General features: G+C 66.2%; 9 protein-coding genes. 5 read left to right on the top strand and 4 right to left on the bottom strand.

The window, feature by feature from the left end; translation table 11 throughout:
- Positions 1-121: 121 nt before the first annotated feature.
- Both ASE79_RS10990 and ASE79_RS10985 read right to left on the bottom strand, forming a co-directional pair.
- Positions 122-2,977 carry a TonB-dependent receptor gene (locus tag ASE79_RS10990; protein ID WP_056416156.1) on the bottom strand — a complete coding sequence of 952 codons (2,856 nt, stop codon included), beginning with the start codon at positions 2,975-2,977 and terminating at the stop codon, positions 122-124.
- A gap of 394 nt (positions 2,978-3,371) precedes the next feature.
- Complete coding sequence (locus ASE79_RS10985) at positions 3,372-3,698, bottom strand: hypothetical protein (RefSeq protein ID WP_056416154.1); 327 nt, start codon at positions 3,696-3,698, stop codon at positions 3,372-3,374.
- 253 nt (positions 3,699-3,951) lie between these two features.
- Here ASE79_RS10985 and bamA point away from each other — a divergent pair, with 253 nt between their 5' ends.
- From bamA to ASE79_RS10970, 3 genes are all read left to right on the top strand, one after another.
- Positions 3,952-6,567 (top strand): outer membrane protein assembly factor BamA, encoded by a 2,616-nt coding sequence (gene bamA / locus ASE79_RS10980; protein WP_082445255.1) that lies wholly within the window; start codon positions 3,952-3,954, stop codon positions 6,565-6,567.
- A 64-nt stretch (positions 6,568-6,631) separates the two neighbouring features.
- Positions 6,632-6,931 carry a putative quinol monooxygenase gene (locus tag ASE79_RS10975; protein WP_056416151.1) on the top strand — a complete coding sequence of 100 codons (300 nt, stop codon included), beginning with the start codon at positions 6,632-6,634 and terminating at the stop codon, positions 6,929-6,931.
- A 13-nt stretch (positions 6,932-6,944) separates the two neighbouring features.
- Positions 6,945-7,847 carry a Gfo/Idh/MocA family protein gene (locus ASE79_RS10970; protein WP_056416148.1) on the top strand — a complete coding sequence of 301 codons (903 nt, stop codon included), beginning with the start codon at positions 6,945-6,947 and terminating at the stop codon, positions 7,845-7,847.
- A 39-nt stretch (positions 7,848-7,886) separates the two neighbouring features.
- Here the strand turns inward: ASE79_RS10970 and ASE79_RS21285 are convergent, their stop codons facing one another.
- Positions 7,887-8,273, bottom strand: coding sequence for a hypothetical protein (locus ASE79_RS21285; RefSeq protein WP_162237037.1), 387 nt, complete (start codon positions 8,271-8,273; stop codon positions 7,887-7,889).
- A 142-nt stretch (positions 8,274-8,415) separates the two neighbouring features.
- Between ASE79_RS21285 and ASE79_RS10960 the strand changes: the two genes are divergently transcribed.
- Positions 8,416-10,062: a Na+/H+ antiporter gene (locus ASE79_RS10960; RefSeq protein WP_056416143.1), complete on the top strand. Its 1,647-nt coding sequence runs from the start codon at positions 8,416-8,418 to the stop codon at positions 10,060-10,062.
- Between the two features lie 348 nt (positions 10,063-10,410).
- Here ASE79_RS10960 and ASE79_RS10955 read toward each other — a convergent pair whose 3' ends face one another.
- Complete coding sequence (locus tag ASE79_RS10955; protein WP_146168803.1) at positions 10,411-10,770, bottom strand: hypothetical protein; 360 nt, start codon at positions 10,768-10,770, stop codon at positions 10,411-10,413.
- 199 nt (positions 10,771-10,969) lie between these two features.
- Between ASE79_RS10955 and ASE79_RS10950 the strand changes: the two genes are divergently transcribed.
- Positions 10,970-13,132: a TonB-dependent siderophore receptor gene (locus ASE79_RS10950; protein WP_056416136.1), complete on the top strand. Its 2,163-nt coding sequence runs from the start codon at positions 10,970-10,972 to the stop codon at positions 13,130-13,132.
- Positions 13,133-13,339: the final 207 nt, after the last annotated feature.

Here is a 13,339-nt window from a genome sequence, read left to right as displayed (position 1 = left end):
TGACGGGGCGGCCTTCGAAAAGGCGGCGCATGAAAAAGGGCGGGGTGGTGACCACCCCGCCCTTTTTCATGCCGACCGGCGCTGTCCCCCTTCCCTTGCGTGGGGAGGGGGACGGGTTCGCCTAGAACTTGACGTTCGTGCTGACGAAGAACGCCCGGCCATACGGGTCGTAGGTCGACGGATAGGTGTTCGCCTGCTGCTGGTTGTCGCCCATGATCGGCGGCTGCTTGTCGAAGATGTTGTTCACGCCGACCGACCAGGTGAAGCCCGGCTTGATGTCGAACGCCGCGGTCAGGTCGAAATAGTGATACGCCTTGATCCGCTCGACCGCATAGACCGTACCGCTGTCGTCGTCCTTCACCGGCGAGAGGTAGCGATAGAGCACCGACACGGTCACCGGACCGGTCGAATAGGTCGTCCGCGACGACAGCCGCCACTTCGCATAGGGGTTGCCGCAGGTCTGGCCGAACTTGCCCGCGCAGTTGATCGTCAGATCGGGAATCGCGGCAAGCGGGTTGTAGTTGAACGCGATCAACCGGGTTCCGCTGACTCGGAAATCGAGCTTGCTGCTCTCCGCACCGAACGCACCGAAGCCGAGTGGCAGGCCGTAGCGCGCCTCGAAATCGACGCCGCGGGTGGTGACGCCGCCGGTATTGGCCAGCGTGTTGACCGCATCGGTGATCGCATAGCTGTTGGAATCGCGCGGCAGCGACGAGCAATAGCTGGCGTTGTACGGCGTGTAGCCATTGTCCGCATCGCCGTAGCAGGCGCGGATCAGGTTCGTGGTGCCGACCGTCGAGATGTAGTTGGCGATCTTGATCTTGTAGTAATCCACCGTCAGCGAGAAGCGCGGCAGGAAGCGCGGCTGCAGGACGATGCCGCCCGTATAGGTATCGGAGGTTTCCTCGCGCAGCGCGGGGTTGCCGCCGTTGACCGTCTGGATCTGCGTGCTGCCGCCGTCATAGGCGGTACCGATCAACGACGCCGGGACGCCCGTCGACACGCAGCTTGCGTTGAGGTTGGTGTTCGTCACCGCGACCGCGGTCGTGCACGGATCGGTTGCCGCCGGGAAATCCTGCGACGAGCCGCTGTAGAGATCGGACACGGTCGGTGCGCGGACGGCCCGCGAATACTGGCCGCGCAGCGACAGGTCGTCGATCAGCGACCAGACCACGCCACCCGAATAGGTGTTCACCGACTTCGCCGCGGTCGAATAATAGGAATAGCGATAGGCGCCATTCACTTCGAGCTTCTTGATCAGCGGGATGTTCGCCAGCAGCGGGACCGCGAGCTCGGTATAGGCTTCCTTGACGTCATAGCCGCCGCTCAGCCCCTCGCCCGCGTTGAAGCCGACGACGTCGCCCGACGACAGCGCGAAGTCGGGATTGTAGCTGCCATGTTCGCGGCGATATTCGGTACCGAACACGATGCCGACCGGGCCTGCACCCAGATCGAACAGGTTGCGGTTCGAGATCGACGCGCTGGCGACCTGCTCGCTGATCGTGCTGGTGTTCTGCGCGGGGATGGTGATGAAATCGGCCGCTGCCGCGCTGATGTTGCCCGCGCCGAAGATGTTGAGCGGCACGCACCCGTTGCTGGTATCCGAGCAGACCAGGTTGCCGCTCGCATCATAGGTCGTCCGCAGCGCCTGCAGCACGCGGCTGCGCGAGACGTTGCCCGACTGCGTCTCGGTCGATCGGGTGCGCGAATAGCTGTAATAGGCGTCGTAGTTCCAGCCGCCGCCGATATCGCCATTGGCACCGAGCACCGCGCGATAGGCGGTGTTGTCGAGGCTCGACACGCGCGCGCCGACTTCGGTCAGGCGGCGGTAGATCGTCGAGGTGACATAGCCGTCGCCGTCGGTATCGCGGCCGCGGAGCAGCGCCTGCGAGCTGGGCGACAGGAACGACGAATCGACGTCGAGCGCGACCGATCCGGTGAACGGCGTCGGCGCGAGCTGGTTCTTCACGCGGTTGTTGATGAGCTGGCCCTCGGCATACACGTTCAGCGCGGGGCTGACCTCGTAATGCGTCTGCGCGCTCATCAGGAACCGCTGCTGCGGGACCTGGAGATAGTTGGACGGCGCGTAGTTATACGCGTCGGTCGACGCATTGTACGGCGTGTAGCTGCCATCGGTCTCGAACTTGCGGTTGACGCCGCCGAGCGCGAACCGCGTGCCCTCGATCGAGCCCGAACCGCCGGCGATCAGCCCGCCCGCACCATCGTCGACCAGCGCCTGCCGCGAATAATCGCGCGCGGACTGAAGGATGCCGTTGCGCTTGGTATAATCGAAATAGATCGTCGCATTGCCGCGGCCGTCCTCGAAATTGCCGCCGATCAGCAGGTTGCCGTTGAAGGTGCCGCCGTCGCCCGCCTCGTTGATGCGGTAGTTCGCCCCCGCCGCGACGCCGCTGAAGTCCTTCTTCATCACGAAGTTGACGACGCCCGAGATCGCATCCGAACCATAGACCGCCGAGCGGCCGCCGGTGACGATGTCGACGCGCTCGATCAGCGCGGCGGGGATGGTGTTCAGATCGACGACCTGGTTCGAATCATACGCGACGTACCGGCGGTTGTTGACGAGCACGAGCGTGCGCGTCGACCCGAGCCCGCGCAGATCCGCGGTCGCGACGCCGCCCCCGGGGTTGTTCGAGGCCGCGGTGGTGCTGGGGATCAGCTGCGGCAGGTCCTTCAGGACGCTCTCGACGTTGATCTGGCCCGACAGCGCGATCTCCTTAGCGCTGACGACCGAGATCGGCGAGGCCTGCCTGAGGCTTTCGCCGCCAAGCCGCGAACCGGTCACGACGATCGTGTCGCCGTCGGCGGGCTCCGCCTGACCCGCGGCGTCGGGCGCAACGGCCGATGCGGGTGCGGCGGGCTCGGCCGGCGTCGTGTCAGCAGTTTGGGCCCAAGCCGGACCGGCGATACCCAACAGTAGAGAGGACGCCAAAAGGCGTGCGCGGAAATCGAGACGCATGAATATACTCCCTGAACCGCGATCCTTGACCGCCGCGGCAGATGTTGTGGGGTACGGATAAGGTCCGCCACTCAGGTCTGCGATGCGATTTCCCGCGCGACAAGCGGTGTTCCAGTGTTCGCCGGATTAGGCCGCCGGGTGTCGTCTTGCGAACACGGTTCTATTCATGCCCTTTCATCAAACTGTCATACCGTTACAGTTGTTACAAGATTGTAACGGATGGCGGACCAGCCCACACTCTTCGCGACGACCAGACGCCGGGGCCGGACATCCGACAGGGGCTGTATGCTCCAGCGCGCGCGTTTGGCGATCGCCTGGCCGGGCCGCGCGACGGCATCGAACCGGACCGTCCGGCAGATCGAGGGATAGTCCGCCCCGCTCACTGGCGCCCCGCTCACTGGAACGTCGCCCCGCCGGCGATCGCCTTGGACGGGCTCAACCCCTGCTGTTCGAGGAACTGGTTGAGCCCCGCGACCAGATCCTGCGCGGCGCTGCTGGTGAGCGCGATCCGGCCGACGACGACGCGGTCGATGCCCGGCGGCTGGCGGGTATGGTCGCAGCGCGCGCTCTCCAGCGTCAGCACGATCACGCCGCTCAAATTCGCCAGCCCGGCGAACCCGGTCGCGAAGATTTCGGGCGCGAAGGGATTGTCGACGATCGGCGGCGAGGCGGCGGGACGGATGGGGTCGGGTGCGGATACACCCTTGATGGCAACGCGCATGATCGGCCTTTCCTGAAGCAGGCGCGGCAGCGGCCTGCGGGGCAGTAGCTAGGGCGCGGGAATGTCCTGGAAATGTCCCCGCGGGCGATCCGTGACACGCCTGCGACATATGCGCGTTCCGGCGGGCCGGACGGTCGGCGGCGGCAGCGTGGACGCGGCGATATGTTGCACGCCTGCGATCTGGCGAAACACGGGAACATCCCGGGGAAACATGCTCCCCATAGCGCCGCGGCTCACTCCCGGAGACGCAGGCATGATGTTCGATTTAGGCGCCGGTTCCCTGGCCTTGGCCATGGCTGGAACACTGGCGACGCCGGTCGCTGCCGCCCAGACCCCCGGACCGCCCCCCGGGCAGCCCCTCGGGTCTACCGCCCCGGCCCCCCTGCCCGTCGGCCGCACGATCAAGACGCTCCGTGTCGAGGGCGCGCAGCGGATCGAGGCGGAAACCGTCCTGAGCTACACCAAGCTGCGCGTCGGCAAGCCCTATACCACCGAGACGCTCGACCAGGCGCTGAAAGACCTGCAGGCCAGCGACCTGTTCGCCGATTATTCGATCGCGGGCGTCGCGGACGGCAACATCGTGCTGCGCGTGCGCGAGAACCCGATCATCAACCGCATCCTGATCGAGGGGAACAAGGCGCTGAAGAGCGACAAGATCACGAAAGAGATCAAGCTCGCCCCGCGCCAGATCTTCACGCGCACCGCGGTCCGCCAGGATATCGCGCGGATCCTCGAACTCTATCGCCGCCAGGGCCGGTTCGCCGCGGTCATCGACCCGAAGATGGTGACGCTCGACCAGAACCGGGTCGATGTCGTGTTCGTCGTCAGCGAGGGCCCCAAGTCCAAGGTCCGCCAGATCAACATCCTCGGCAACACCGTGTTTTCGGAAAGCCAGATCCGCGCGCAGATGGCGACCAAGCAGGCGCGCCTGAGCCGCCTGCTGTCGTCGGCGACCAGCTACGACCAGGACCGCCTCAGCTATGACCAGCAGAAGCTGCGGCAATTCTATCTGACGCAAGGCTATGCCGATTTCCGCGTGACCTCCGCCGTCGCCGAACTGACGCCCGACAAGAAGGATTTCATCATCACCTATGTGGTGGAGGAGGGGAAACGCTACAAATTCGGCGACGTCAGCGTCGACAGCCAGATCCGCGACTTCGACAGCAAGAAGCTGGCGGCCACGTTGCCGCTCAAGAAGGGTGACTGGTACAATGCCAAGCTCGTCGAGGATTCGGTCGACAACCTCAGCCAGACCGCGGGCCTGTTCGGCTATGCCTTTTCGGAAGTGAACCCGGAGTTCCAGAAGGACGCCGACACGCTGACGATGGGGATCAACTTCAACATCGCCGAAGCCAAGCGCACCTATGTCGAGCGCGTCGAGATCAACGGCAACACGCAGACCAAGGACAAGGTCGTCCGCCGCGAGATCCGCCTGGCGGAGGGGGACGCCTTCAACAGCTTCCAGGTCAAGCGGTCGGAGGACCGGATCAACTCGCTCGGCTATTTCCAGGACAAGATGACGATCAAGCAGCTGCCGGGCTCGGCGCCCGACCGCGTGATCCTCGAGACCAACCTGGAGGAGAAATCGAGCGGCGAGCTGCAGCTGTCGGCGGGCTATTCGAGCCTCGAGAGCTTCATCGCCTCGGCCAGCATCACGCAGCGCAATTTCCGCGGCATGGGCCAGGAGCTGCGCGCCAATGCCAGCCTGTCGAGCTATTCCAAATCGGTCAGCCTGGGCTTTACCGAGCCGTATATGTTCGACACCAACGTCGCGCTCGGCGGCGATATCTTCCGCCGCGACTACAGCTCGTACAGCACGACCGGCGACAGCAACGACACCACCTACGAACAGGTCTCGACCGGCTTCCAGATCCGCGCCGCGGTGCCGCTCACCGAATATTGGTCCGCCACCGCGCGCTACGGGCTGTCCTATGACCAGGTCACGCTAGACGAGGACACCTATTACACCAACGGCGCGTGCGACCCGGCGATCGCCGGCGCGTATCTGTGCGACGCGGTGGGCAATCGCTGGACCTCGTCGATCGGCTATTCGCTGGTGTTCGACAACACCAACAGCCGGATGCGCCCGACCAAGGGCAGCAAGCTGAGCATCAGCCAGGATTTCGCCGGGCTGGGCGGCGATACGAAATATATCCGCAGCACCGCCAACTACACCAAATACATGAACCTCGGGTCGAGCTTCATCCTGTCGGCGCATGCCGAAGGGGGCTATATCAAGGGGCTGGGGCAGGACGTCCGGCTGACCGACCGCTTCTACCTCGGCGACCCGCAGATGCGCGGCTTCGACATTCGCGGCGTCGGCCCGCGCGTGACGCGGACCTATTACGACACGTCGACCGTCCCTGCGACGCTGTCGAGCACGAACAGCTCGAACACCCAGACCGCGCTGGGCGGCACGACCTATTACCAGGCGCGGCTCGAGCTCGAACTGCCGCTCGGCGCGGGTGCGCGCGAACTGGGTCTTCGTCCGTCGATCTACATGGATGTCGGCGCGGTGTTCGGCGGCAAGCAACCCACCCTCACCGACACCTGCGCCGCCGCCAACACCGCCTCGATCGCGTGCGTCGCGGGCACGCGCCAATATACCAACACGTCGGGCGAGCTGCTGTATCTGGATTCCGCGGGCTCCAGCACGACCACCAACACCGGCACGCCCTACACCTATTCGCTGGGCACCTATAAGGAGACCTATTCGGGCAACACCGCCAGCCCGCGGCTGTCGGTCGGCGTGGGCGTCAACTGGACCTCGCCGTTCGGCCCCTTGCGGATCGATCTGGCCAAGGCGCTGCTCAAGGCGCCGGGCGACGACAGCAAGCTGATCACCTTCAACATCGGCGGCCAGTTCTAGACGAGGCTTGTCGCGCGTGGCGTCCCGCGTCAGAACGCGGCAACCTCAAGAGGAAGGATGCCCCATGTCCGTCAAGATCATCGCCTTCGTCACCGTGAAGCCCGGCAGCGAGGACGCGTTTGTCGACGCCGCGCGCATCTGCGTCGCCGCATCGCGCGCCGAGCCCGGCGTGCTGCACTACGACCTGTGGCGCGAAGCCGATGGCGAGCGCCGCTACGTGTTCAACGAGCTCTATGCCGACGACGCCGCGGTCCAGCAGCACATGGCATCGGACCATTTCAAGGCATTCGGGCTGGCCGCGCGCGATCTCGCCGCCGCGCGCCCGGTGATCATCCAGAACCACGCGATCGACGTCGCCGAATAAGCGGCACGGCGCGATGCGCGTGATCATGGCAGGGCTCGGCGACATTGCGCGCAAGGCCTATCTCCCGGTGCTGGCAGCGACGCCGGGGATCGAGCTCCATCTGGTCACGCGCGATCGCGCCGTGCTCGCCGCGCTGGGCGAGACGTACCGGATAGCGCACTTGCACGACAGTCTCGACTCGGCGCTGTCCGCGACGCGCTTCGATGCCGCGTTCGTCCATTCGGCAACGCCCGCGCACCCCGAGATGGTCGAGACGCTGCTTGGCCATGGTGCCGCGGTGCTGGTCGACAAGCCGCTCGCGGACACGTTCGACGCGGCCGCACGGCTGGTCGATCTCGCGCACCGCCAGCGCCGCCTGCTCGCCATCGGGTTCAACCGCCGCTTCGCACCCGATTATGCCGCGCTGCGCAGCGAACCCCGCGCGTTCATGCTGATGCAGAAGCATCGCCACGCGCAGCCCGACACCCCGCGCCGCGTGGTGTTCGACGACTTCATCCACGTCGTCGACACGCTGCGGTTCCTCGCCCCCGGACCGATCGCCCGGACGCAGATCGAGACGATCGTCCGTGACGGCCTGCTCAGCGGGATCACGCTGACGCTCGCGGGCGATGGCCATCACGCGATCGGCACGATGCAGCGCGACTCCGGCCTCGACGAGGAGCGGCTCGACGTCATCGCCGCCGACCGCCGCCGCTCGGTCCTCAACCTCTCCGAAACGCGCGACCAGGCCGGCACCGACACGCACGCGCGGCGCGGCGACTGGACCCCGGTCACCCGCCAACGCGGCTTCGAAGCGATGTGCGCCGACTTCCTCGCCGGCGTCCGCGAAGCCCGCCCGACTGCGGCCGAAGACATCCTCGCCACCCACCGCCTCTGCGAAGACATCGTCCGCCATGCCGAGGCGATCACGCGATAGAATCAACAGGCCTCGCACGCACCGTCTGGTTTGGGGAGGTTAGCTGCCATTCACCCGTTCGAACGTGTGGGAAGGCGCATCACTCCTATCCATTATCTCAAGGCTGAAAGGGCCACCCTGACGATCAAGTCGTAATTTCAGCGGGTTCGCGCTTCTATCAATGTCGAGGCGGCCGCTTGCGACACTTACTAAAGCATTAGGCAGCACATAGGCCCCGCCCTTATCGTATTCGACCGTATACTCGAGAATCTCGCGATCGTGTCTCATCTCACCGTTCCGGAAGGCGATCGAGCCACAACACGCATTTGCGTATGAACCGTTTGCAGTTCCAATCGGTAGCGTTGGTGGGAACGCCCACCAATAGAGCGGAAGCCCGCCGAAAACGGCGGCCAAGCCGACAAGCCGGATAATATTAACCGTACGCATCTTCGAGATATTGGCCGGTTCCGCGGGGCCGTCAACGTCCGACTCTGGGCGAAACACGAACCAAACCGCCGACCGGACGATCCCCCAAAAGACGACAATCCGTGTATAGGGGCGCCTCGACATCAACCGAGGGCCTTCCGTTTTGCAGATCGTTACCCTGTGCCTGTTCCTGTTGCTCGCCGTCGTCATCAGCGGGATGGCGTCGCGGATGTTGCCGTCCGCCTTGCCGCGGCCGCTCGTTCAGATCGCGCTGGGGGCCCTGATCGGCATGGTCGCGCATGTCCGCGTCGAGCTCGATCCCGAACTGTTCTTCCTGCTGCTCGTTCCCCCATTGCTGTTCCTCGACGGCTGGCGGATTCCGAAGGACGAGCTGGTCCGCGATCGCGGCGCGGTGCTCGGGCTCGCGCTCGGGCTCGTCTTCCTGACCGTGCTGGGCATGGGCGTGTTCATCCACTGGCTGATCCCGACGATGCCGCTGGGCGTCGCGTTCGCGCTGGCGGCGGTCGTCTCGCCGACCGATCCGATCGCGGTGTCCGCGGTCGCGCAGAAGGCGCCGATCCCGAAGCGGATGATGCACATTCTGGAGGGCGAGGCGTTGCTGAACGATGCGTCGGGGCTGGTCTGCGTGCGCTTCGCGATCGCCGCGGTACTGACGGGCAGCTTCTCGCTCGGCGAAGCGACGCTGACCTTTGCGTGGATGGCGCTCGCCGGCGTCGCGATCGGCGTCGGCGTCACCTGGGCGATCGTCGCGAGCAAGGCGGCGTTCGCGCGGCGGTTCGGCGACGAGACCGGCTCGAACATCCTGGTCAGCCTGCTGATCCCGTTCGCCGCCTATCTCGCGGCCGAGCATGTCCATGCCTCGGGCGTCCTGGCCGCCGCCGCCGCGGGCATCGCGATGACCTTCACCGGTGCGACCAGCGGAGTCGCCGCCGGCACGCGGATCCGTCGCCGCGCGGTGTGGGACATGCTGCAATTCACGCTCAACGGCGTGATCTTCGTGCTGCTCGGCGAGCAATTGCCCGAGGTGTTCGTGCGCGCGCGCGATACCGTCACCGCGACCGGGCATGTCAGCCCGTGGTGGCTGGCGATCTATGTCTTCGCAGTCGTGCTCGGCCTCGCGGTGCTGCGCTATGGCTGGGTGTGGGTGTCGATGCAGTTGACGCTGCTGCGCGCGCGGCGGCACGATGACGCCGCGGTCAGCCCGCCGCGCCGGATCATCGCGGCGATGTCGGCGGCGGGCGCACGCGGTGCGATCACGCTGGCGGGTGCGCTGACTCTGCCACTCACGCTGAACGACGGGACGCCGTTCCCGGCGCGCGATCTGGTGATCTTCCTCGCGTCGGGCGTGATCCTGTCGTCGCTCGTGATCGCCGCGGTCGCGCTGCCGCTGCTGCTGCGCGGATTGAACCTGCCGCCCGACGAAGGCATCGCGGCGGCGCGCGATCGGGCCCGGCTGGTCTCCGCCAAGGCGGCGATCGCCGAGCTCGATCGTGTCCAGCACCAGATGGCGGAGGGGCGCGACGATCCGGATCGCTTCACCGACATCGCCGCGCGGCTGATGGACCAGTATCGCGAGCGGATCGACAGCCTGGCGACGCTGCCCGAGGACCGCACCGGCCAGGCGGATGCGCCGATCGAGCGCGACATGCGGCTGGCCGCGGTCCGTGCCGAGCGCAATGCGATCTTCGATCTGGCGCGGCGGCGGGAAATCGGCGTCACGCTGGCGGAGCAGCTCGGCCGCGAGCTCGACCTGATCGACGCGCGTCTCTCGCGCCAGGGGCTTGCATAGCACGGACGGGACAGAGGTTTTGCGCTCCGCCTGTCCGTGTGACTGAAACCGGCGGAGCGCAGAAGGTACGCATTACTAAGCGAATCCTCTGCGGACCGCTTTGCAAGGACTTGGTGAATTTCTGGTGAACGGTGGCGCCCCGCCCGTCCGTGCGACACTCTCGTATCCGGGCGGGGCGCCAAGGACGCAGCGCCATGAAGCGCGCATCACTGGTGATAAGCTAGCATTAGATCGCCGGAGCGGAAGCACGGTCCGTCACGCGTGCGGCTCGCTTGGTCCGATATGTGTCCAAACCATGTCCGCCGCAGCGCGTTTCGCGCCGCAAGGACGTCGCGAAGGGCCGAACCGTCAGTCCTTCGTCGGCGTCTGCGCGTCGACCGAGGCGGGCATTTTCAGCTTCCGCAGCCGCGCGATCACGTCGCGCGCGCCCGCCGGGGCGACCTGCAGGAACAGCGCGAACAGCGCCTCGTCGTCGAACGTCTCGAGCGCCGTGGCGATCGGCAGCGCGATCGCCTGACGGCTGCGTGCACCCGGCTGCGCCTCCAGCACGATCGTCCGCCACGCCATGCCGACCGGCGCCGCACCTGTGACGTCGGCGAACTCGCCCGGCACCATGTTGCGGATCCGCAAGCGCCGCGTCGACGCCTTGGCGAACCACGCCGCGTCGCCTGCCGTCGCGATCTCCACCGCCAAATCCCGTCCGTTCATCGCCTGCCTCATATCCCGTCGATCGTCCTTGATGCCGCGCGGTGCTGCGGAAGCGCTCGCGATGCAACCCGCGCTCGGCGAAGCGGCGCAAACTGATGCCCGGATACCACAGCCGCTGCCCTCGGACAGCAACCGCGATATTCGCTATTGATAATAGTTATCAAGAACGGTAGCCGGCGCGCATTACGAAAGGGATCCCATGACACGACGTTTCGGCATAGCCGTCCTGCTGGCCTCGGCGACGACCGCCGCCCCCGGACTGGCGCAGACCGCCCCGGAGGCGCCCGCCGCCAGTCTCGACACCGGGATCGTCGTCGTCACCGGCCAGCATGCGCGCAACCAGGCGTCGTCGGGTACCAAGACGGACACGCCGCTGGCCGAGACGCCGCAGTCGATCACCGTCATCACCAGCGACGATATCGCGGGTCGCAGCCTCCAGAACCTCAACCAGGCGCTGCGCTTCGTCGCCGGCGTCACCCCCGAAACGCGCGGCGCGAGCGCGGAGGTGTACGACCAGTTCAAGCTGCGCGGGTTCGATGCGCCGGTATATCTCGACGGCCTGAAGCAGTTCGGCAGCAGCTCGGGCTATGCGGTGCCGCAGGTCGACGTCTCGCGGCTCGACCGGATCGAGGTCATCAAGGGGCCCGCGTCGGTGCTGTACGGCCAGTCGAGCCCGGGCGGCCTCGTCGCCGAATCGAGCAAGCTCCCGCTCGACCAGGCGTTGTACGGCGCGATCAGCGGGACCTATGGCAATTACGATCTCTACCGCGTCGATGCCGATCTCGGCGGGCGCGCGGGCGAGGGCGTGCTGTGGCGGATCAACGGCAGCGCGAACGGCGCCGACACGCAGCAGAAATTCGGCAAGCGCGAACGCCAGACGATCTCGGCCGCGGTGACCGCGGGTGCGGGCAGCTCGACCAGCTTCACGCTGCTCGGCGCCTATTCGCATGATCCTTACAACGGCGATTACGGCGTGTTCCCGGCCAGCGGCACGCTGCTCGCAAGCCCCAATGGCAAGCTGCCGACCAGCTTCGACGGCGGCGAGGCGGGCAACCGGTTCAGCCGCGACCAGGCCGCGCTCACCTACATTTTCCGCCATGATTTAGGCGGCGGCTGGGCGTTCCGCTCCTCGGGCCGCTATCAATATGTGAAGGCGAATCTGGGGCTGATCTACACCGCGGGCGGGCTCGATTCGCGCGATCCGACCGGCCAGACATTCCTCCGCGCGTCTTACGCGACGCGCGAAAAGCTCAACAACTGGACGTTCGACAACCAGCTGAGCGGCACGGTCCAGACCGGGCCGATCAAGCACACGCTTCTCTTCGGCGTCGACCGCCAGGTCGCGCATTCGATCGAGGACGCCGCGTTCGGATCGGCGCCGTCTCTCAACGGCTATGCCCCGGTCTACGGCACCGTGACAGTCCCGCGGACGCCAGCGGCGGTGCCCGATCCGTTCGGGGGCTATACCGTGATCCGCCAGCGCCAGCAGGGCGTTTACGTGCAGGACCAGATGGCCCTCGGTGAACTCCGTGTCGTCCTGAGCGGCCGACAGGATTGGGCACGCGCGAAGCAGGTCAACCTCGGCGTCAAGCACGACGAGCGGTTCACGTATCGCGCCGCTGCGCTCTACACTCTGCCGTTCGGGCTGGCGCCGTATGTCAGCTATTCGACCTCCTTCGAACAGCAGCCCAGCCTGATAGAGCTCAGCGATGGATCGTCGGGTCTCGCTGATCCATCGCTTGGCAAACAGCTCGAAGCGGGCGCCAAGTTCACAGTACCGGGCACGCAGATCCTGCTCTCGGGCGCGTGGTTCCGGATCGAACAGACCAACGTTCTCACCTCGACGCCGAACTTCTCGCGATCGCGGCAGACCGGTGGCGTACGTTCGCAGGGCGTTGAGTTCGAGGGTACCGCACCGCTGCCTTACGGCTTCACTGCCCGCGCCGCGTTCAGCCGCCAGCGCGTCAAGGTCACCGAAGACGCCGACGCTCCGCAGCGCGTCGGCCGGGGTCTGGAGACCGTCGGCCGTGGCGGCGCATCGCTCGGGCTGGACTGGGCCGCACCGGAGGGCGCGCTCGCGGGGCTGACGATCGGCGGCGCGGTGCGGCATGTCGACCAGGTCTATGCCGGCGTCACGCCGGGCGAGACGCAGGGCCGCAACAGCCCGTCCTACACGGTCTATGACGCGCTGGTCCGCTACGACCTGGAGAAGCTCGCGCCGTCGCTGCGCGGGCTGAGCCTGGCGGTCAACGGCGCCAACATCTTCGACAAGAAGTATCTGACGTCGTGCTTCGCCAACTATAACTGGTGCTGGTACGGTAACCGTCGCACCGCCCAGGCGACGATCGGCTATCGCTTCTAGCGTTCCTTACACGGTCCGTTCGCGATCCTCCCCGGCCAAGGGAGGATCGCTGCAAAAATGTACCGCGTTTCCTGATGCGTGAGGGAAATTCGGGGGGCGCGAAGCTGCCGCCCTCTGGAAAACCGGCTGCCGCGACGGCACTTGGGGCTCGTCACTCCGGGCTCACGCCGGGTTGACGTGGCTACCCCGACGCCGCCACCCTCGTAC

The sequence above is a fragment of the Sphingomonas sp. Leaf28 genome, assembly GCF_001421685.1.
GTDB classification, from domain to species: domain Bacteria; phylum Pseudomonadota; class Alphaproteobacteria; order Sphingomonadales; family Sphingomonadaceae; genus Sphingomonas; species Sphingomonas aurantiaca.
This window is presented reverse-complemented; position numbering and strand designations above follow the sequence as displayed.